Here is a 19502-nt window from a genome sequence, read left to right on the forward strand (position 1 = left end):
GCCGCTCTTCTGGCCTGTGTCGACACCAGCGTTCGCCGCGTCAGATCACCCGCTGGTTCACCCCGGATTCCGTTGTGCCCGGTCGACCGGCTCAATAACGTTCGATGCCACTCGCTGATGCGACGCCGTCCCTGGGTATCCGAACCGTGCGAGGAGTTCCTGTCATGTTCGAAGGTGTCAAAGCCTGGTTCGAGGGCATGGGCGTCGGATTCCAGCTGGCGCGGGACGGCTGGACCGAGATGGTCCGGCCCACCTACAGCTTCTTCGGCGGGCAGAAGGACCGAACGATGGAGATCGTCGCCGGGTTGCGCGGCACCGGCGGCATGCTGATCTTCCTCGCCCTGTGGTACTTCAGTGCCCTGCCCCGGGACGCGGCCGAGCGCACCGTCGAGGACTGGGCCGTCCTGGGACCGCTGGAGACCATGGCCGATGGCCTGATCGCATTCCTCCTGGTGCTCGTCGTGATGTGGATCGTCTCGGTCTTCCTGCTCGTCGTAGCGCGGCCCGGGAACCGAAGGGCGGTGTACCAGTGCGCCCAGATCGCGTTCGCCCCGGTGCGCTGGATGATCATGACGCCGTTGAGAGTGCTTCTTCCGCTTCTGCTGGTCGACGCCCTCGCGGTGGCTGCCTTCGCGAGCTTCTTCCTCCCCGAGGAGTGGTGGCCGCTGAAGGTCCTGGCCGGCCTGGCACTGCTGCCGCTGGGGATAGCGGCCTGCGTGCTGCAGGGGGCGTTGATCGGTCTGCTCTTCTATATGGGCTGGATCGTGCTCTCGGGTTCCGGATCGATCGCCACCAACTACTTCCGCGCCATCGACGGGCACCCGACGATGCGCGCGCTCATCGCCATCGGCGTCTTCGGCACCTACCTTGCCTTCGGCCTCCTCGGTTTCGAGATCTTCGATCTCGGCCTCACCGAGTCCGGCGACCTCGCGGCGACCTACTTCACGTTCTCTGGCGGCGGCGAGCTCGGCTGGTACCTGTTGACCGTACCGGTGCCGCTGATCGGCGTCCTCATCGCGATCTGGGAACTACGTCGGCTGCATCGCGAGCACGGCGCCACCGTGCGCTCCGAACTGACCTACTCCCAGGACTGAACAGATCCCGTCGCTCAAGTCGGCGGGTACGAGTGCCCGGACGACCCCATGGGCATCCGGCATATGCCTATCGCACATCGACAAACAGTTCGAGGCGTCGTCACACTCGGAACCGGTCACGTAGAGAGGACCCATGTTGTCGGAGATGCCCAATGAGGCGCTCAGCCGCACGATCCATGCCGCGTGGTGCATGTTGCCGTCGGAGGACGCCACTCGGCTTCTTGACGACGTACACGCCCCCGAAGCTCTCGCGCTTCGACAGCGGTACTTCGTCATCAAGGACGCGGTCTCGCTTCCGGAGAACGCGGGATCGTTCCGCATGCCCTTTGACCTCTGGTACGAACAGGTGCGCGAGTACAACCTCGCAGACGTCGCCCTGAGGGCTCATCAACTCGACGACGCCCATCAACACTTCGAGAGGCTCGCTCTCCTCCAGCGACCTGGTGACTTCCCAGCCGCGGCGGTGGAAGCACGCGTCGGTCAGGCGGGCGCACTGGCCGCGGCAGGCAAACTCCGGCCGGCGGCCGAGGTGTTCGCCGAGGCGATCGACTTGGCTCGGTCCGCCGGGTATGCCCATGCCAAGGTCCGAGCCTTGATCTTCGTCGGCCACATCCAGCTGAGCGACGGAGGCCTGGACGAAGCCGTGACGACCTTCCACGAGGCGGCACGCACGGCCCATGAGCGCGGATGGCAGCTCGACGAGGCAAACGCGGCCATCGGGCTCAGCACGGCGCTTCGCCAACGCGACCTGCACGACCCCGAGGCGGCCGCAAGCATCATGGGCGCGATGGCGCTCATGGAACGAATCAACTCGCGCGAGGGGCTCCTTAACGCACGGCTTGAGTTCGGCGAACTGCTGCGGATGCAAGGCCGAGACGATGAGGCGATCGACCAACTCACCATCGCGGCCGATGAGGCGCGAAATCTGGAGCGACCGGTCCAGCTCGCCAAGATCCTGGACGCAGTCGGGTCGGCGGCGCTGAACGCGGAGCGGTTCGACGAGGCCGAGCGCTGGTTCCGTGACGCAGCCGAGGCTGCGCCTCAAGATTCCCCGCTCGAGCGGGCGAATCCTTCATACAACTTGGGCAAGCTCCTTCGTTGGACCGGCGCCCCCGAGGAAGGTCTTACCGCTTTCACAGCGGCCCGTGACGGCTATGTGGCCGCTGCCAACCTGTGGATGGCTGCCACTGCGGAGTCGGGTATCGCGGACTGCTTGGAGCAGTTGGACGACGTCCAGGCCGCCCTCGGCCACCGGCTCGACGCCCTTCGGATGATCGAGACCGGACGCGCCGGGCAGCTAGGGCACCGTTCCCAGTCCGACTACGCGAACCGTCAGGGGCAGCTCTACGGCAAAGCCTTGCAGACCGCGACGAACGCCGACTCGGCACCGGCCTTCGTCGCCGCGTTCGAGTCCCTCTCCGGGCGGCGGCTCGCCGGCATCCTGGAGGAGGGCACGACCGACGACACACTCCTGCGCGCCGACGTGATCGCAGCTCGCAAGCACACGGCCCTGCTGGCCGCGGTCGCCGTCGACCTAGGAGACCCGCGTGACGAAGACCGGTTCGACGACATCGTCGCAAGGATCTACTCGCCGTTCGACCCGAACCACGGACAGGACCTCATCGATTCGCTCGAGCTCGCCGACGGCGACACGATAGTCACGGTCTCGCTGCTGCCGAGGACCGACCACATCGCGTGGGCCGTCTTCTCCGGATCGTCGACGATCACACTGGGCGACCACCCGATCAGCGCAGAAGCCGCAGCTCTGATCCGGGACCTGCATGCACGGGGCCTCGACCCCAAGGCAGAGCTCGAGAGCCTGGCACCGCTGGGTGAGCTGTTCGCACATGGTCTCGCCGACGTCCTGCCGGCCGACGGGCGACGAATCTCCCTGGTTCCGTCCGGCGAGACCTGGGCCGTCCCGTGGAGCGCCGTCCCTCTGGCGGACGGTTCACGCTTCGGCGCGCGCTGGCCGTTCACCGTGGCGCCGTCGCTGACCGCCCTCGCCTACGCACGCAAGACCCCCCGGCCAGATCTCCCCCGGCATGGCGCCTGGTGGCGAGCGCCTGATGTCGCCAGCCACTGGGCGGACGGAGCGTCGTTCACGCCCCTCCCGGACGCGGCCACGGCCCGTGTCTGCCTGCTCTCCGGGACCACAGATCTGGTGGTAACCGTGACACACGGCCGAATCCATGCGACAGACGTCCATTATCTGGCGCTTGACGACGAGGTCCGGGTGACCCCGCGCGACCTGCAGGACGCGACCCCTGCCCGGCTCTTGGCGATGATCGCGTGCTTCGGCGCTGTCGTTCCCGACGCAGGCGGAGGAGACCCACTCACCCTGCCGGTGATGGCCCTCGTCCGAGGCTCGCGTCATGTCCTGGCAACGACGTCCGAACTTCTACGAGACCAGTCGGCCGAGTACGTCAACTTTGTCCTTGCCGAGCTGCGGAGCCGCCCGGCGCCAGAGGCTGTCCACGAGATGGTCCGTAGATGGCTACGCCGAGGCCGGTTCGAGAACCGTCCCGCCGCCGCATGGGCGCCCCTGCTCGTCGTCGGCGCCTGAACGAAAGGGAACTCTCATGGCCATGCTGCCCTACGAGACTGCCGACACCATGGGCTTGCGGTGGACGGACAACGCTTACGACTTGATCGAGGCTCAGAAGCTCGTCGTCACCTTCACCGGCACCCAAGAGGTTCCTGTCGTCCAGGTCTCGGGACTGTGCCCCCGGTGCGGTGATCCGTTCACCGCAGACCAGGTCCTGGCCGCGGCGCTGGCCAACGGCGATGTGCTCGGCGACCAGGGTACCGATCGGGACATGCATCCGGACGCGGGGTCATGGCGCCGGATCGTGGTGTCATGCGAGTGCACTGAGCCGCACGACGGCCGGCCCGCCGAGCGGCCGCATGGCTGCGGCATCACGTACGTCATCGAGATCGACGAAAACTCCGCCGGATGAGTGCCACGCCGGCGCCGCGTCCGGCTCGATTGCGCCGTCCGGCAAAGGGGCCGAGCCCCGCCGAGGTCAAACATCGTCATGACTGGGACGCGAAGGTTGCCGCCAGCCTCACTCGGACCACCGACACGGCAGAAAAGTGGCGCAACGGCCTAGCCGGCCTCGTCACAGTAGTCCTCGGTGCGATGCTGTTCAGAGGACCCGAATCCGTCGCGAAGTTTGCAGGCGTCTGGGGCTACGTAGTCGCGACCCTGTTCGTCCTGGCCGTGGGGCTCATCCTTCGAGGGCTCTGGCACGCACAACACGCGGCTGCACCGCCAGTCACGCTGCGCAAGCTCAAGGACGTCCTGGAGCGGTACGGGTCGATCGCAGCGCACGAGGTCGCGGTCGCGGAGGCCTCCAGCGACCGGCTGAAGGACGCCCGAAGTCTCGTCGCCATCGGTCTCGCCACACTGCTCGCAGGCATCTTCATCTGGTGGCTGGCCCCCGCCGCGGGCACGGAGGACCCGTCGGTCGAAGTCATCCTCAAGGGCAAACCCGCGACTGTCCTGTGCGGAACCCTCACGGGCGCGGGCGGTGAGGTACTCCGCATCGAGACAGATCGCACGACCTATGACGTCAACCTGACCGATATTGCCACCTTCGAGATCTCCAAGGGCTGTCGCAGCTGACCTTGGAGTACCCGCGCGCGGCGACCGTGACCTCAGGAACGCCCTTGGATCTCGTTCGAGAATGACCGGCAGCACGAACACGATCCCGGCCATCGGCCCGTCGCCGCCCGTGATGCCCCGCGCGATCCTGTGGAGCATCAGTCGGGTTTCAGATGACCCCTGAAGGCCAATCCTGTCCAGCACCGCCTAAACAGGGTGAAGCGACTACCGGCAGCACGCCGCGCCCACCGAGATAGTCGACCTAGAACGGGCAGAGCAGTACCTTTTGGCCATGAGCAGCGACAGCGACGCGCCTCCGAGCGAGGGCGGCGAGAAAGCCGAGCGGATGGACCGCCTCCGGGCACTGTTGACCAAGCCCATCAAGATTCCCGAGTCCGCGTCGAACGACAGCGAGGACGCGGACTACTCCGCACCCGTGGCGGCCGCCGCGGGGCCCAAGGCGGCCAAGGGCGCCAAGGTGCCGGTCGAGACCCCACCGGCGGTCAAGGCGGCGGCCGAGGCTCTCGATCGCCTCAGCGACGAGGAGAAGGAGCCTGCCGCGGACGACGGCGCGCAGTCCGGCCGGCCGAGCAGGTCACGCCGCACCTGGGCGGACGCCTACCTCGCCAAGCCGGACAAGCCCCTGACCCCGGAGGAGGTCCGCGCCGAGCTGACCGTCAACCTCAAGGAACAGGCCACCGACCTGCGTGAGCTCATCGCCAAGGAGAGCGTCGCACAGGCGAAGGCCCACGAGCAGGCGCTCGCCCAGGCGATCGAGCAGGCGCGCGAGACCACGGCGGGCGAGCTGGCCACCGCGATCGAGCAGTCCGCCGGCACCGCCCGCGAGGAGGCCGCGCGGCTGCGGGAGCGGATCGACGAGCTCACCTCGACGACCGGCGCGCTGCGCACGGACCTCGACTCGGCGCGCGCTGTCGCCTCGGCGGCTCAGGCCGCCGCGGACGCCGCCACGACGTCGGCGCACGCTGCCCGTGAGGCGGCCGACGCTGCCACCAAGAAGGCGGCTACCGCGACCACGTTCGCCTGGGTGGGCATCGCCCTGGCCCTGGTGGCCGCGGTGCTCGCAGTGGTGCTGTAGCTCAGCACTGATCAGCTCAACGCGGATCGTCGAGATCGGTACCGGCGCGCAGCACGAAGCGCCGGTGCCGACGACGGCCGTGACCCCCGTAGTACGTGGGCGACTCCCGGACCGGCGGGTACGTGAACCGCGGGCCCGTGAACAGCTCGTCGAGCAGTTCGGCGAACGCCCCGTCGACCGGCGAGCCCACCGCCTGCGCGCCTGGCCGGCCGGGTGCCTGACCTTCTGTTGATTCGTACATGTGTTCGATCCTACTCGTCGCCCGCACCGGAGTCCATCGAATGCGTTGGCCAGTTCCGCACCGCCGCCGTTACGGTCGGCGGATGATCCTCAGCCACGACGTCACGGGCTCCGGCCCTGCCGTCCTGCTCCTGCACGCAGGTGTCGCCGACTCCCGGATGTGGGGCCCGCAGCAGGCCCCGCTCGCCGAGCACCACCGCGTGATCCGGTGCGACCTGCGCGGCTACGGTGACACGCCGCTGACCAGCGAGCCGTTCGACAACGCGGGCGACGTGCGGGCCCTGCTCGGCTCGCTCGGCGAGCGTCCGGTGGCGATCGTCGGGGCGTCGGCGGGCGGGAACGTGGCGCTCCAGCTGGCCTCCGAGTGGCCGGACCTCGTGTCCCACCTGGTCCTGCTGAACTCGGCCTTCGCCCTGCCCGCGACCCGCTCCCTGCAGCGGTTCGGGCGGCGCGAGGACGCTCTGCTCGAGGCTGGCGACGTCGACGGCGCCACCGAGCTGAACGTCGCCACCTGGCTCGGACCCGACGCCGACGACGTCGCCCGCGGCCTGGTGCGCACCATGCAGCGGCACGCGTTCCAGGTTCAGCTCGGCGCCGGTGACGACATCCACCAGGAGGCCGGCCCGGACATCGACCTGGAGGCGATCACCGCCCACACCCTCGTCGTCTCGGGCGGCCAGGACCTCGACCACTTCCGCGCCGTCGCGAACCATCTCGCCGGCCGCATCCCCGGCGCGAAGCACACCCAGCTCGGCTGGGCCGGCCACCTGCCGAACCTCGAACGCCCGGCCGAGGTGACGGCGCTGGTCAGGGAGTTCCTGGCCGAGTTCCCGCGCTGAGCCCGGCGGCGCTCAGGTAGCCGCGCGTCACCCGGTCCTGGACACGGTGGGCGACGCGCGGCAGGATCCGGGAGCCCCAGAAGTCGTGCCGGGCCACCGCGTGGATCTCGAAGACGAACCGGTCGCCGTCGCGCAGCACGCGGAACGACTCGACACCCGTCTCCGGGTGACGGGGCAGCGTCGCGTAGGTGAAGCCGGTCTCGTCGGGCGTCCGGACGACGTCGATCACCCGGCACGGCGCGGCGAACCAGAGCGGCCCAGCCCGTACAGCCTGCACCACTGTGACGCCGACGGCGGCCGGCCCGCTCGGGACGATGACGAGTCCGGCGCCGCGGTGGATCTGTCAGCCGAAGAGCGCGTCGGCTGTGGCGGCCGGCGTCACGTCCGGGCCGAGCACCACCCGTTCGCGCAGCACGCGGGCGCGCGCGGGTGGCGCGTCGAGCCAGCCGAGCTCGGCGGTGGGCCGCTCGGCAGCCGAACGGTCGAGGATCCGCGCGAGGTCGGGCCGGGTCAGGTGCACCCGGGAAGCCTACGGCTCTGGGCCGTCACCGCGCCGGGCGCTGCTCCTCGAAGCGGACCGGGAGCTCCCGGGGCACCGACGACCACAGCGTCCCGGTGGCGCGCAGCTCCTCGGGCGGGACCGTCAGCGTGATGCCGCCGAGGCGGCGCAGCGCGGCCCCCACCGCCACCTGCGCGATCACCGTGGCGGGCCGGCGGGCGGGGCAGGCGTGCGGGCCGGCGCCCCACGTGAGGTAGGAGAGGTTGCCCGACTCCATCCAGATGTCGTCGCCGCTGGCGCGCGACTCGGCGCTCGCGCCGAGGATGCCGGGCACCACCGCGTCGCCGGCGAGGATCTTCCGGCCGCCGAGCGTCGTGTCCGCGAGCGCGAAGCGGGGTGCGGCGTTGGGTGCGGGCGGGGCCGAGCCGAGCACGGCGGTCAGGGTGTCGGGCGCGGACAGCCGCCCGCCGGAGCGCCCGTCGAACCGCGGGTCGGTGAGCCGCATGCGCAGGGCCTGGGTGATCCACGCGACCTCGAACTCGCTGCCGAGGATCAGGGTCGCGGAGACAGCGCTCTGCGCGTCCAGGTCGGTGGGTGCGCTGGGGTGGTTCAGGATCGCGGAGGTCAGGTCGTCCGACGGTTCCGCGCGGCGGCTGGCGATCAGGTCGGCGATCAGGGCCCGCTGCGCGTTGAGCGACTCGCGGCCCGCCGCGCCCTCGGCCTGGAACACCCGCTGGGCGTGGCGGAGCATGTCGCGGGACTGCGGGGCGTCGAGGCCGAAGATGGTGGACATCACCAGGATGGGGACGGCGCGCGCGTAGTCGCCGACGAGGTCGCCCTCGCCCTTGGCCAGCAGCCGGTCCAGCGCGATCCCGCACCACTGCTCGACGATCGTCGCGAGCCGGTGCTCGTCGATGCTCTCGAACGCGTCGTCGACGAGGCGGCGCAGGTGGCGGTGCCGCACGCCGTCCACGTAGTAGATCCCGTCGCGCGGGGCGAGGACGCCGCCGACGCCGCGGTCCGGGCGGACCGTGCCGTCGACGAGCAGGCTCCAGTTGCGCGAGTCCCGCGCGAAGAGGCTCTCGTTGCGCAGCACGGTGACCAGCTCGCGGTGCCCGAGCACCAGCCAGGCCGGCACGCCGGGCTCCAGCAGCACGGGGGCGACGTTGCCCCACCGTGCGCGCAGCCGCTCGTAGACCTGCGCGGGATCGGCGCTGGTGGTGGTCTCGATGAGTGGCGTCAGGTCGTCCAGGTCGATCAGGCGCTCCGACTGGGTGGTCGTCGTGACTGTCATGGCTCCCCGGGGGTTTCGGGCGCGACAGATCGCGCAACACGGCTTTTAGGCGGAATGTACCTCATGTCCGATGCGCGCCATGAACCCGGAGCTCTCTCCCGGCACGTGGCCGCCCGCAGCCCAAGCGCTAGCGGCGCGCCTCGAACCGCACCGGGAGCTGCCACGGCATGGACGACCACAGGGTTCCCGTGACGGGCAGCGAGTCGGCGGGGACCGTGAGCACCACCCCGCCGAGCCGGCGGAGCGCCACCTCGACCGCCACCTGCGCGATCACCCTGGCCGGGCGCCGCACGGGACAGGCGTGCGGGCCCGCGCCCCAGGTGAGGTAGGCGAGGTTGCCGGGCTCGAGCCAGAGGTCGTCCCCCGACGCTCCTCGTGACTCCGCGCTCGCGCCGAGGATGCCCGGCACGAGGGCGTCGCCCGCCGCGATCCTGCGACCGCCCAGCATCGTGTCCGCCATCGCGTAGCGCGGCCCGGTGTTGCTGGCGGGCGGGATGGAGCCGAGCACGGCCTCCAGCGTGTCCGACGCCGACAGCATGCCGCCCGACCGCCCGTCGAACCGCGGGTCCGTCAGCCGCATCCGGAGCGCCTGCGTGATCCACGCGACCTCGAACTCGCTGCCCAGGACGAGCATCGTGGAGACCGCGCTCTGCACGTCCTCGTCGGTGGGGCGGCTCGGGTGGTGCAGGATCGCCGAGGTCATGTCGTCCGACGGCTGCGTCCGGCGCCGGGCGACCAGGTCCACGACCAGGCGCTTCTGCGCGGTGAGCGCCTCGGCACCCTCCGCGCCCCTGGCCCGGAAGATCCGGCGCGCGTGGCCCAGCATCGCCCGCGCCTCCTCCGGGCCGAGCCCGAACATCGTGGACATCGCCAGCAGCGGCACGGCCCACGCGTACTCGCTGACCAGGTCGGCCTCGCCCTTGGCCGCCACCCGGTCCAGCGTGCTCTCGCACCACTGCCGGACGGTCACGGCGAGGCGGCGCTCGTCGAACCCCTCGAACGCGTCGTCGACAAGACGGCGCAGGTGCCGGTGCCGCGTGCCGTCGACGTAGTAGACGCTGTCCCGCGGGGCGAGGACCGCGCCGACGCCGCTGCTCGGGTCCAGGCCGCCGGCCGCGACCAGGCTCCAGTTGCGGGAGTCGCGCGAGTACAGGCTCTCGTTGCGCAGCAGCGTGGCCAGCTCCCGGTGTCCCAGCACGAGCCAGGCCCGCACGTCACCCTCCAGGAGCACTGGGGCAACGTTGCCCCATCTGGCACGCAGCCGCTCGTACACCGCGGCCGGGTCGGGGCTCCTGGTGGTCTCGGTCAGCGGCGTCAGGTCGGCCAGGTCGGTCAGGCGTTCGGCCAGGGTCGTCGTGACTGTCATGGTTCTCGGTTCTCGACGCGCCAGAGGCGCACGGTACGTCGTCGTCGATCGAAACGTATCGCATACGCGGCGCTCTGTACCGAAAAGTCGGGCAACCGCCCTTCGCCTGACAAGTCGTCATCCATCTGCCATGCGCTCTTCGCTCGTCGGTAATGCCGCGGGTGAAGTCTTCCCGGGACGATGGTCACCTGCCGATCGGGACGAGGGAGAACATGCCTGGAACTGCACGAACACCGAAGCTCGTGATGGGTACGACGGCGGCCGTGGTCGCCCTGGGCGTCACGGCCGCGGGATCCGCGGCGGCCGGTACGACGGCGACCACGCCGGTGCCCGCGGAGCTCTCCGCGGCCGGCAGCGCCGACCTGGCGCAGCGCTGGGCGCCCATCCACTACCAGGACGTCGACCAGACCGGCACCAACGCGCTGGGCGGCCGGTCGGACTACATCGCGGCCTACGACTTCGACGGCGACCTCGACGCCCGCAACAACTGGGAGAACACCGGCAACCACTCCCTGGCCGCGACCGCCTACTACTCCGTGCTGGAGACGGGCACCCACTGGTTCGTCACCTACATGTTCTTTCACCCGCGGGACTGGTCCGACTCGATCTTCGACACGGAGCACGAGAACGACGCCGAGGGCGTCATGGTCGCCGTCCAGAAGGACGGCTCGACGTACGGCGTCCTGCGCGCGGCCGTCACCGTCGCGCACACCGACTTCTTCTCGTACACGCCGGCGGGCAGCACGTGGGGCGCCGGCGCCGAGAGCATCGACGGCACCCTGCAGACGGCGACCAGCCCGCACGACGGGCTGGCCCATCCCGTCACCGCCCAGGAGGCCAAGGGACACGGTCTCAAGGCCCGCCCGGGCTACGACATCCGGGGCGACGGCGTCATCTACTACCCGGCGGGCCGCGCCGAGGTGCCCGAGCACCCGGACGACCGCGACGTCTCCTACCGCCTGGTGGACGTGCACGCGCCCGGCGGGCTCTGGTCGCAGCGCGCCAACACATCGCTGTTCGCGAGCCACGGCACGTTCGCGGGCGACGGCGGCGGAAGCTGCGGCGACGGCGGCATCTCCTGCTCGCAGAACTCCGCGAACGCGCCGTGGGGCTGGGACGACCGCGACGACGGCCCGGGCCGTGGTGCCCTCGCGACCGACCCGGCGGGGCTCGCGGCGAACTACTTCCGCATCCCGGAGGCGCTGGACCGTGCCTATGTGAACTACCCGTACTGATCCCGCGACCGGCTCGTGTCAGACGCTCAGGTCACCGGGGTGACCTGAGCGTCTGACACGCGAGAATGGTGCCCGTGACCGACACCACCTCACCCGCCGTCCGACACCAGGTCCCGTACTACTCGCAGTGGGCCTCCCCCGAGCTCGTGCCCGCGATCGTCGGCGGCACCATGCGTGCCGCCGACGATCCACGATGGGCCGAGTACGGGGCGAGCACCCCCGAGGAGTACGAGTGGTGGGCCGATCAACTGTGCGGCGTGGCGTGCCTGCGCATGGCCCTGGGGTACTGGCACCTGGACGTCCCGGATCCGATGCGGCTCGCCGCCGACTGCGTCGAGGTCGGCGCTTACGTCCACCGCGAGGACGGTGGTCTCGACGGCCTCATCTACGCCCCCTTCGCCGCGTACGTACGGGCTCGGTGGGGCCTCGGCGCCGACGTCTACCCGGACCTTCCGATGGACCAGATCACCAAGCACGTCGCCGCCGGGGACCTGGTGATGCTGTCGGTCTACCGGACCATCCGCGCGCTCGACCCGGCTCCGCCCCGCCGGGGTGGGCACCTGGTGCTCGCCGTCGGCGCCGACGAGGAGCACGTCGTGATCCACGACCCGTCCGGGCTTCCTGGGAAGTCGCAGGAGTACACCCACGTCCGCTGGTCCGACCTGGACCGCTTCTACGCCGGCCGGGGCATCGTCCTCGGCCCGCCCCTGGCGTCGCGGACCTGAATGCCCGCGGCGGTGCGCTGAGGTTCGGGTCGAGGTTGAGAGTTCGTCAACCTTCACGTTCAAGTTGAACCTCAGTTTTCGCGCCGACGGCCCAATTACTACCACCTGGTAGGTTTGCGCCGCGAGGGTCGCGACAACCAAGGAGTGCAGCATGTCCGTCGAGGAATCCGTCGAGGAGCCGACCGCCCAGGGTCGCGTGCTCGACGTCGAGCACGTGCTGGCCGGACTCACGCTCGAGGAGAAGGCGTCGCTGCTCTCGGGTCTGGACTTCTGGACCACGCAGCCGATCGACCGGGACGGCGGCGGCGCCGTGCCCGGTGTGATGGTCACCGACGGCCCGCACGGCCTGCGCAAGCAGGCGGACTCCCCCGACCACATCGGCCTCGGCAACTCCGTGCCCGCCACCTGCTTCCCCACCGCGGCCACGCTCGGTTCGACCTGGGACCCCGCGCTGCTGCGCCGCGTCGGCGAGGCACTCGGCCGGGAGACCCGCGCCAACGACGTCGCCGTGCTGCTCGGGCCGGGCATCAACATCAAGCGGTCGCCGCTGAACGGGCGCAACTTCGAGTACCTCTCCGAGGACCCGGTGATCGCCGGCGAGCTCGGCGCCGCGCTCGTGGCCGGCATCCAGTCGCAGGGCGTCGGCACGTCGCTGAAGCACTTCGCGGCGAACAACCAGGAGGCCGACCGCATGCGCGTCTCGGCCGACGTCGACGAGCGCACCCTGCGCGAGATCTACCTCGCGGGGTTCGAGCGCGTCGTCGAGCGGGCACAGCCGTGGACCGTGATGTGCTCCTACAACAAGATCAACGACGTGTACGCGTCGCAGAACCACTGGCTCCTGACCGAGGTGCTGCGTGACGAGTGGGGCTTCACGGGTCTCGTGATGTCCGACTGGGGCGCGGTCCGCGACCGGGTCGCCGCCGTCGCGGCGGGGCTCGACCTGGAGATGCCGGCCTCGGGCGGGCGCACCGACGCCGAGGTGGTCGCCGCGGTCCGCGCGGGCGAGCTCGACGAAGCCGTGGTCGACGTCGCGGCGCGGCGGGTGCTGCGGCTGGTCGCGCGCTCCCTGCCCGCGCTGGACGCTCCGGGGACCTACGACGCCGAGGCGCACCATGCGCTGGCGCGGGAGACCGCGGCGGCCGGCGTCGTGCTGCTGAAGAACACACCGGTCGACGGGCGGGGTGGCGGGCCGCTGCTGCCGCTCGCGTCGGGGGACGGCGTCGCCGTCGTCGGCGAGCTCGCCCGCACGCCGCGCTACCAGGGGGCCGGCTCCTCCCAGGTCAACCCCACACGGCTCGACGACGCACTGACCGCCCTGCGCACCGCGACGGGTGCGGAGGTGCCGTTCGCCGCCGGATACACGGTAGACGGCGCGGACCGGGGTTCGGGCACGGACGACGACGCCCTCCGTGCCGAGGCCGTCGAGCTGGCCCGCACGGCCGGCACGGTGCTCGTCTTCCTGGGGCTGCCCGCCTCCTACGAGTCCGAGGGCTTCGACCGCACGCACCTGGACCTCCCGGCGCAGCAGGTCGCGCTTCTGGAGGCGGTCGCCGCCGTCAACCCCCGCGTCGTGGTGGTGCTGGCGAACGGCTCGGCCGTCTCCGTGGCGCCCTGGCAGGACCTCGCCCCGGCGGTCGTCGAGGGCTGGCTCGGCGGGCAGGCGGGCGGCTCCGGCGTCGTCGACGTGCTGCTCGGCGCGGTGAACCCGGCCGGGCGCCTGGCCGAGACGCTGCCCCTGCGCCTGGTCGACAACCCGTCCTACGGCAACTTCCCCGGCGAGCTGGGGCACGTCCGGTACGGCGAGGGCGTCCTGGTGGGCTACCGCTGGTACGACGCGCGGGAGCTCGACGTCGCCTACCCGTTCGGGCACGGCCTGTCGTACACGACGTTCGCCTACGACGGCGTCGCGGCCGAGGTGCTCAGCACCGACGGCGGCGGCGCCGACACCAGCGGCTCCGGCGGCGGCACCGACGGCGCAGCGCGGGTCCGCGTGCGGGCCACCGTCACCAACACCGGCGACCGCGCCGGTGCGGAGGTCGTGCAGGTGTACGTCGGCGACCCGGTGTCGCAGGTGCAGCGCCCCGAACGCGAGCTCAAGGCGTTCGCCAAGATCCACCTCGCCCCGGGCGAGTCCCGCGAGGTCACGCTCGACCTCACGGCGCGCGACCTGTCCTACTGGCACCCGGTGCTGCGCCGCTGGGTCCTGGAGGGTGGCGAGTTCGTGGTGTCGGCCGGCGCGTCGTCGCGCGACCTGCGGGGCTCGGCCACGGTCGTGGTCGACGGCGACGACGTCCGCCTGCCGCTCGGGCCCCTGTCCACGGTGGCCGAGGCGATCGACCACCCGGTCGTCGGCGCCAGGGTCGACGCCCTGGTGCACGGCGGCGCCGTCGGCGACGACCTGCTCGCCATGGTCGGCGACATGCCGCTCGCCGTCGTCGCCGACTTCGGCCTGGCCGGCCTGGACCGCGCCGCGCTGGCGACCCTCCTGACGGAGGCCAACGCCTGACCGTTGGCCTAGCGGAGGATCAGGGTCAGGTAGGCCTTCAGGTCTGCGGCCATGTCTACTCGATCGGCGGCCGGGCCTTCCAGGGACAGCAGCCACTGGACCTGCAGCCCGTCCATGAGGGCCACCACCGTGCGCGCCGCCTGCTCCGGGTCGACGCCGGGCGCGAGACCGCCGCGCGCGGCCCGCTCCCGGAGGTGGGCCGCCTGGTCGGCGACCAGCCGGGTGTAGCGCCGCTGGAAGAAGGCGTGGGCGGGATGGTCCGGTGACGTCGCCTCGGTGGACAGGCCCGCGAACAGCTCCACGAGCGGACGGCGCAGCCGGTTGCGCTCCACGACACGGACCAGGGCGTCGAACTCGTCGGCGCCCCGCGCCAGGTCCTCCCGGACGGCCTCCTGGTCCACCGCGTCGCGGTACTCCAGCACCGCTTCCAGCAGGGCTGCCTTGTTCGGGAAGTGGTGCAGCAGCCCGGGGTGGGACATGCCCGCGCGCGCGGCGATGTCCCGCAGCGAGGCGCCGTGGTAGCCGACGTCGGCGAACACGAGGATCGCCGTGCGGATGATCTCCTGCTGGGTCGCGCGGCCCTTGGCGTACCCGCCGCGCGCACCGGTGGTGGTGTCCATGACGACGTCAGGCCAGCCTGGCGCTCACCACGAGCTCCTGTCCGACGTCGAGGCGCACGTCGGCCAGCCGGACGCCGTCGGGCAGCTGCTCGGCGAGGTCGATGTCCCGGCTCGTGGCGGCCTCCACCCGGCCCCTGATCGTGCCGAGCAGCGCGGCCACTATCGGGTTGCCGCTCGCGAGCTGCACGTCGCGGACCGCGAGCACCATGTTCTCGTCGATGCTGACCGACGCGGTGGCCTGCACCCGGGCCGAGAGGAACATGCCCTTCTTGACCGCGGCGTCGACCCGGAGCGCCGCCGCGCGCGGGCCGCGCGACACCAGGTCGACGTCCAGCCCGGTCAGCGTGACGCCCTGCTGCAGCAGCACCACCGTGAGCAGCCCGCGGGCCGTCGCGACCAGGCCCGCCTTGTCGACGGCGACGCGCGCGTGACCTGCTACCGGGTGCGCCTCGCTCGGCTCCACCGGCTGGATGCCGACACGGCCGTCCGCGCCCTCCACCCAGTCGAACCGCAGCCCCTCGACCTCGGCGGTGATGTCGACCGGCAGGTCCACGGCGACGAGCCGGTGGGCGTCCACCCGGAGCCGGCGCAGCGTGCCGGGCTCGCGCCGGACCACCTCGGGGCGCCACTGCTGCGCGGCGTCGCCGACGCCCGGCGCCCCCGCCGGTCCGGGGGCGCCGTCGGCGCGGACGACGACGCCCGTCAGGTCGATGTCCGCGGACGCGACGTCGCTGCCGTCCAGGACGGCGCGGATGCCCGCCCGCTCGAGCCCGACCGCCCGGCCGCCCAGCGCTTCCGCGAGCGCCACGCGGACGCGGGCGACGAGGTCGGCGGCGTCGGCGGGCCGCGGCGCGGTGCCGAGCGGGATCGCTTCGGGGGTGCGCTGCTCGGTGGACTGGGGTCGCGGGTAGGCGTCGCTCATGGACGTGAGACTAGGCCGTGTTTCGGAGCTCGTGGGAATCCGGGAGCAGGCTGGTGAGCTGGAGAGTTGTCAGGAAGGTCGAACTGACGTCCGGATCCATTAATAGTTGAAGTGCGGTTCACGGGCGTTTGTCAGTGGCTGGTGGCAGGATGATCCGCATGCCCAGGCACACGTCGTTCCGGTTCTGTCTCGACCCGTCGGTCGAGCAGGAATACGTGCTGTCCCAGCACGTCGGAGCGGCGAGGTTCGCCTTCAACCAGGCCCTGCGCCTGCACAAGGACGCCCGCGCCGCCGCCGAGCGCGGGCAGGGCCGGGACTCCACGCCCGAGGCCGCGCCCGGAGTCGGGTCCGACGATCACCCCGGGCGTGACATCTCTAACGCCGTCCACGCGCCGTGGACGGGGTTCGATCTGATCAACGAGTTCAACAAGTGGAAAAGGTCCGAGGCTGCCGGACGCCGGTTCCTGGTCGACTCGACTGGGATGACAGGGGTTCAGGTGACGGGTCTGGTCTGGCAGGGCCGGGTGCTGGCGCAGGTGTTCGAGGAAGCCTGCGTCGACCTCGGGCGCGCGCTGAAGGCAGCCACCGACTCCCGCACCGGTACCCGGAAGGGACCGAAGATCGGCTTCCCGCGCTTCAAGAAGAAGAGCCTCACGGGTGGGTCGTTCCGGATCCGGAACAAGATCAGTAAGGGGAGGGCCAGTATTCGCCTCGGGACCGGGGAGCGTGTCCGGGCGGTGAGCCTGCCGAAGATCGGCGTCCTGCGGGTACGGGGATGCACCCGACGGCTGCGGCGGATGATCACCAAAGATCGTGCCCGGATCCTGTTCGTGACTGTGTCCCGCGGGGCCAGCAGATGGTGGATCTCTATCACTGTAGAGGCCGCGGACCTGCACCCCACGCAACGGCATGCATCCCAGCCCGGCGAGGTCGAGGCCGCTAAGCGCGCCACCCAGCCCAGCAAGCAGAGCTGGGTGGGTGTGGATCGTGGCCTGCACGCCCTGGCCGTCGCCGGTTCGTCCGACGGCACCGAGGTGCTGCGGGTCGACAACCAGCGCGTCCTGCGGCGTGGCCTGCCGCGCCTGCGTCGCCTGTCCAAAGCCGTGTCACGCAAGAAGAAGGGATCGAAGAACCGCAAGAAGGCCGTCGTTCGTCTGGGACGGCAGCATGCCCGGATCCGTGACCGTCGTCGCCACGTGCTGCATCAGGTGTCCAACCAGCTGGTCAAGAACCACGCCCGGCTGGTCCTGGAAGACCTGAACATCACCGGCATGCGATCCAACCCCAAGCTCTCCCGCGCCATCTCGGATGCGGCGTGGGGTGAGCTCGCCCGGCAGATCACGTACAAGCAGGCCTGGCGCAGCGGCCAGGTCGTGGTCGCGGACCGGTGGTTCCCGTCGTCCAAGACCTGCTCCGCCTGCGGCACTGTGCGCAAGGACCTGACACTCAAGGACCGCACCTTCGAGTGCCGCGAGTGCGGGCACGTAATGGACCGGGATCTGAATGCCGCAGTGAATCTCGCCGCCTGGGCCGAGAACCACACCCCCACCGTCGCAGACACTGACGGTGTGGGGCGTGGTGTTGCCCGGGTCGGGACCGTCAAGCAGCCGGCCCCGTCAAAAACGCCCACCGACAGGACACCCCCACCCGCCCCGGCCCGCGTGGCCGGGGTGGGGAGGGACTGGATGACGTGGGAACCAACCCTCAGGCCGCACCCGCGGCCTGAGGGTTGGACGCCCGAGAAGGGCGGTGTTCCATGAGCCTCGTGACTTCTGAAACACGCCGTAACTGCGTGAGACTGGCTGCGAACGCGCCGTGGCGATCGGAGCTGTACCCGCCCTATACCCGCCCGTCGTTGAGGCGGCGCTGGAGTGCCATGACTGCCCGGGACTCACGGGAGATGACGCCGTCGACGCGCGTGCCGAGGTAGTCCTGGAGGGCGCGGATCGTCTGGGGGCCGATCTTGCCGTCGACCTGTCCGGACCTCATGCCGATCCGGCGCTGCAGGGTGGCGATCACGCGGGAGCCCTGCGCGTCGAACACCCACTCCCAGCCGGTGGTCAGGCCCGGGTTGTCGTCCCGCCACGCGATGCTCTGCGAGGAGACGACGCCGTCGACGGGGGTGCCGAGCTCCTGCTGCAGCCGCGTGGTCGTGGTGCGGCCCCAGAACCCGTCGACCCTGATGCCGGCGGGCTTGCCGGGGCTCGGCGGGGTGGAGCCGGAGCCGGTGCGGATGTCGTCGAGGCGCGCGTACAGGTGCCGGCCGGGGCAGGCGGTCTGCGAGACGTCGCGGTGCCCGGCGAGCGGCGCGCCACGCGTCCACAAGCGCCCCTTGCCCGCGCCGAAGATGGCGGCGGCCGTCGAGATCTGGGCGGCCGTGGGCGAGCTCACCTCGTAGTTGCCCGCGAAGCAGATGGACCGCGCGGTGCTGTTGCGGCCGCCGGTGTGGGTGCCGCGGCGGTTCCAGCTCACGCCCTGGTACGCGCGGCCGGAGGGGAAGACGACCACGTTGTAGGAGATGCCGGTGCCGAACCGTGTCTGGCCGACGCTCTCCAGCGCTCGCATCTGCTCGGCCTCTTCGGCGACGCTCGCGTCGGGTGAGAGCTGGGCGGTGACCGAGTGGTGCACGAAGACCTCGACCGCCGGGCCGGTCAGGGTGAGGTCCCCGTCGGGATACCGGGCGCCCCACGAGGCGCGCGACGCGATGCTCGGTGTGGCCAGGGGCTCGTTGCCGGCTGCGTCTGTGGGCTCGACGTCGGTGGGCTCGACGTCGGTGGGTGTCTCGCCGGTGGTCCGGCCGCCGTCGCCCGCCGGCTCGTCGTCCGCGCCGAGCACCTCCAGCACCGTCCCGTCGTCGTCCCTGATCTCGTACAGCTCAGTCATGGTGACTCCCATGCTCCAGAAATGTCTCACATGTCTACCATCGGGTGGTTGCCGTGGCGACCTCCGGGCGTGGTCCCGAACCACGGCCCGGTGTGGGACGATCCCACGCGTCGCGGACGCCCGGCACTTGTACTGTGGATGCCGTGATCAGCATCGATGCCGACTCCCCCGTTCCGCCCTTCGAGCAGGTGCGCACCACGCTCGCGCAGCAGATGGCGGACCGGGCCCTGCCCGTCGGCACGCGCCTGCCGACGGTGCGGGCGCTCGCGGCGGAGCTCGGCATCGCCGTCAACACCGTGGCGCGCGCGTACCGCGAGCTGGAGACGGCGGGCCTGGTCGAGACCCGCGGCAGGGCCGGAACCTTCGTGAGTGCGGCCGGCGACCAGCGCCTCTCCCTCGCCCAGGGCGCGGCGTCCACGTACGCGGAGACGGTCCGCGCGCTCGGGATCGGCCGGGCCGAGGCGCTGGAGATCGTCTCGGCGGCGCTGCGGTAGCGATCAGCTGGCCGAGAACGCGCACGGGGCTGCCTGCCGCCCAGGCGGCGTCCGACCAGCTGGTAGTCGTCGAGCACGG

The 19502-nt window shown here is 71.1% G+C and carries 19 protein-coding genes; 11 read left to right on the plus strand and 8 right to left on the minus strand.

The window, feature by feature from the left end:
* Positions 1 to 164: 164 nt before the first annotated feature.
* From ACQEVI_RS26345 to ACQEVI_RS26365, 5 genes are all read left to right on the plus strand, one after another.
* A complete protein-coding gene (locus tag ACQEVI_RS26345; protein WP_432905117.1) occupies positions 165 to 1094 on the plus strand; it encodes a hypothetical protein in 930 nt (309 codons plus the stop codon).
* Positions 1095 to 1227: 133 nt separating this feature from the next.
* A complete protein-coding gene (locus ACQEVI_RS26350; protein WP_432905120.1) occupies positions 1228 to 3660 on the plus strand; it encodes a CHAT domain-containing protein in 2433 nt (810 codons plus the stop codon).
* A 16-nt stretch (positions 3661 to 3676) separates the two neighbouring features.
* Entirely contained in the window at positions 3677 to 4054 is a 378-nt protein-coding gene (locus tag ACQEVI_RS26355; protein ID WP_432905123.1) for a hypothetical protein, read from the plus strand.
* Positions 4051 to 4722, plus strand: coding sequence for a hypothetical protein (locus ACQEVI_RS26360; protein WP_432905126.1), 672 nt, complete (start codon positions 4051 to 4053; stop codon positions 4720 to 4722). Before ACQEVI_RS26355 ends, ACQEVI_RS26360 begins: the two co-directional genes overlap by 4 nt.
* Before the next feature lie 271 nt (positions 4723 to 4993).
* Entirely contained in the window at positions 4994 to 5797 is an 804-nt protein-coding gene (locus tag ACQEVI_RS26365; RefSeq protein ID WP_432905129.1) for a hypothetical protein, read from the plus strand.
* Between the two features lie 16 nt (positions 5798 to 5813).
* Here ACQEVI_RS26365 and ACQEVI_RS26370 read toward each other — a convergent pair whose 3' ends face one another.
* Positions 5814 to 6038 carry a hypothetical protein gene (locus ACQEVI_RS26370; protein WP_432905131.1) on the minus strand — a complete coding sequence of 75 codons (225 nt, stop codon included), beginning with the start codon at positions 6036 to 6038 and terminating at the stop codon, positions 5814 to 5816.
* Positions 6039 to 6120: 82 nt separating this feature from the next.
* Between ACQEVI_RS26370 and ACQEVI_RS26375 the strand changes: the two genes are divergently transcribed.
* Positions 6121 to 6876, plus strand: a complete 756-nt coding sequence (locus ACQEVI_RS26375) for an alpha/beta fold hydrolase (protein WP_432905134.1) — start codon at positions 6121 to 6123, stop codon at positions 6874 to 6876.
* Here the strand turns inward: ACQEVI_RS26375 and ACQEVI_RS26380 are convergent.
* The 4 genes from ACQEVI_RS26380 to ACQEVI_RS26395 form a co-directional block, all read right to left on the minus strand.
* A complete protein-coding gene (locus ACQEVI_RS26380; RefSeq protein ID WP_432906141.1) occupies positions 6845 to 7216 on the minus strand; it encodes a DUF1990 family protein in 372 nt (123 codons plus the stop codon). The genes ACQEVI_RS26375 and ACQEVI_RS26380 overlap by 32 nt on opposite strands.
* Before the next feature lie 3 nt (positions 7217 to 7219).
* Positions 7220 to 7396 carry a hypothetical protein gene (locus ACQEVI_RS26385; protein WP_432905137.1) on the minus strand — a complete coding sequence of 59 codons (177 nt, stop codon included), beginning with the start codon at positions 7394 to 7396 and terminating at the stop codon, positions 7220 to 7222.
* A gap of 25 nt (positions 7397 to 7421) precedes the next feature.
* Entirely contained in the window at positions 7422 to 8669 is a 1248-nt protein-coding gene (locus tag ACQEVI_RS26390; protein ID WP_432905140.1) for a hypothetical protein, read from the minus strand.
* Positions 8670 to 8796: 127 nt separating this feature from the next.
* Positions 8797 to 10035, minus strand: coding sequence for a hypothetical protein (locus ACQEVI_RS26395; protein WP_432905143.1), 1239 nt, complete (start codon positions 10033 to 10035; stop codon positions 8797 to 8799).
* A gap of 212 nt (positions 10036 to 10247) precedes the next feature.
* Between ACQEVI_RS26395 and ACQEVI_RS26400 the strand changes: the two genes are divergently transcribed.
* From ACQEVI_RS26400 to ACQEVI_RS26410, 3 genes are all read left to right on the plus strand, one after another.
* Entirely contained in the window at positions 10248 to 11270 is a 1023-nt protein-coding gene (locus tag ACQEVI_RS26400; RefSeq protein ID WP_432905146.1) for a hypothetical protein, read from the plus strand.
* A 74-nt stretch (positions 11271 to 11344) separates the two neighbouring features.
* Complete coding sequence (locus ACQEVI_RS26405) at positions 11345 to 11995, plus strand: C39 family peptidase (protein WP_432905148.1); 651 nt, start codon at positions 11345 to 11347, stop codon at positions 11993 to 11995.
* A gap of 151 nt (positions 11996 to 12146) precedes the next feature.
* Complete coding sequence (locus ACQEVI_RS26410) at positions 12147 to 14504, plus strand: glycoside hydrolase family 3 C-terminal domain-containing protein (protein ID WP_432905151.1); 2358 nt, start codon at positions 12147 to 12149, stop codon at positions 14502 to 14504.
* Between the two features lie 8 nt (positions 14505 to 14512).
* On the opposite strand, the gene ACQEVI_RS26415 is transcribed toward ACQEVI_RS26410, so the two are convergent.
* Together ACQEVI_RS26415 and ACQEVI_RS26420 are read right to left on the minus strand one after the other, a co-directional pair.
* Positions 14513 to 15124 (minus strand): TetR family transcriptional regulator, encoded by a 612-nt coding sequence (locus tag ACQEVI_RS26415; RefSeq protein ID WP_432905154.1) that lies wholly within the window; start codon positions 15122 to 15124, stop codon positions 14513 to 14515.
* Positions 15125 to 15131: 7 nt separating this feature from the next.
* Positions 15132 to 16046, minus strand: coding sequence for a hypothetical protein (locus tag ACQEVI_RS26420; protein ID WP_432905157.1), 915 nt, complete (start codon positions 16044 to 16046; stop codon positions 15132 to 15134).
* Between the two features lie 158 nt (positions 16047 to 16204).
* Between ACQEVI_RS26420 and ACQEVI_RS26425 the strand changes: the two genes are divergently transcribed.
* Complete coding sequence (locus ACQEVI_RS26425; protein ID WP_432905159.1) at positions 16205 to 17806, plus strand: RNA-guided endonuclease TnpB family protein; 1602 nt, start codon at positions 16205 to 16207, stop codon at positions 17804 to 17806.
* Positions 17807 to 17885: 79 nt separating this feature from the next.
* Here ACQEVI_RS26425 and ACQEVI_RS26430 read toward each other — a convergent pair whose 3' ends face one another.
* A complete protein-coding gene (locus ACQEVI_RS26430) occupies positions 17886 to 18929 on the minus strand; it encodes an N-acetylmuramoyl-L-alanine amidase (protein ID WP_432905162.1) in 1044 nt (347 codons plus the stop codon).
* 134 nt (positions 18930 to 19063) lie between these two features.
* Here ACQEVI_RS26430 and ACQEVI_RS26435 point away from each other — a divergent pair, with 134 nt between their 5' ends.
* Positions 19064 to 19423, plus strand: coding sequence for a GntR family transcriptional regulator (locus tag ACQEVI_RS26435; protein ID WP_432905164.1), 360 nt, complete (start codon positions 19064 to 19066; stop codon positions 19421 to 19423).
* Positions 19424 to 19502 lie beyond the last annotated feature (79 nt).

Origin of the sequence: Promicromonospora sp. CA-289599, assembly GCF_050936155.1 — a bacterium.
In the GTDB taxonomy this organism is placed as follows: domain Bacteria; phylum Actinomycetota; class Actinomycetes; order Actinomycetales; family Cellulomonadaceae; genus Promicromonospora.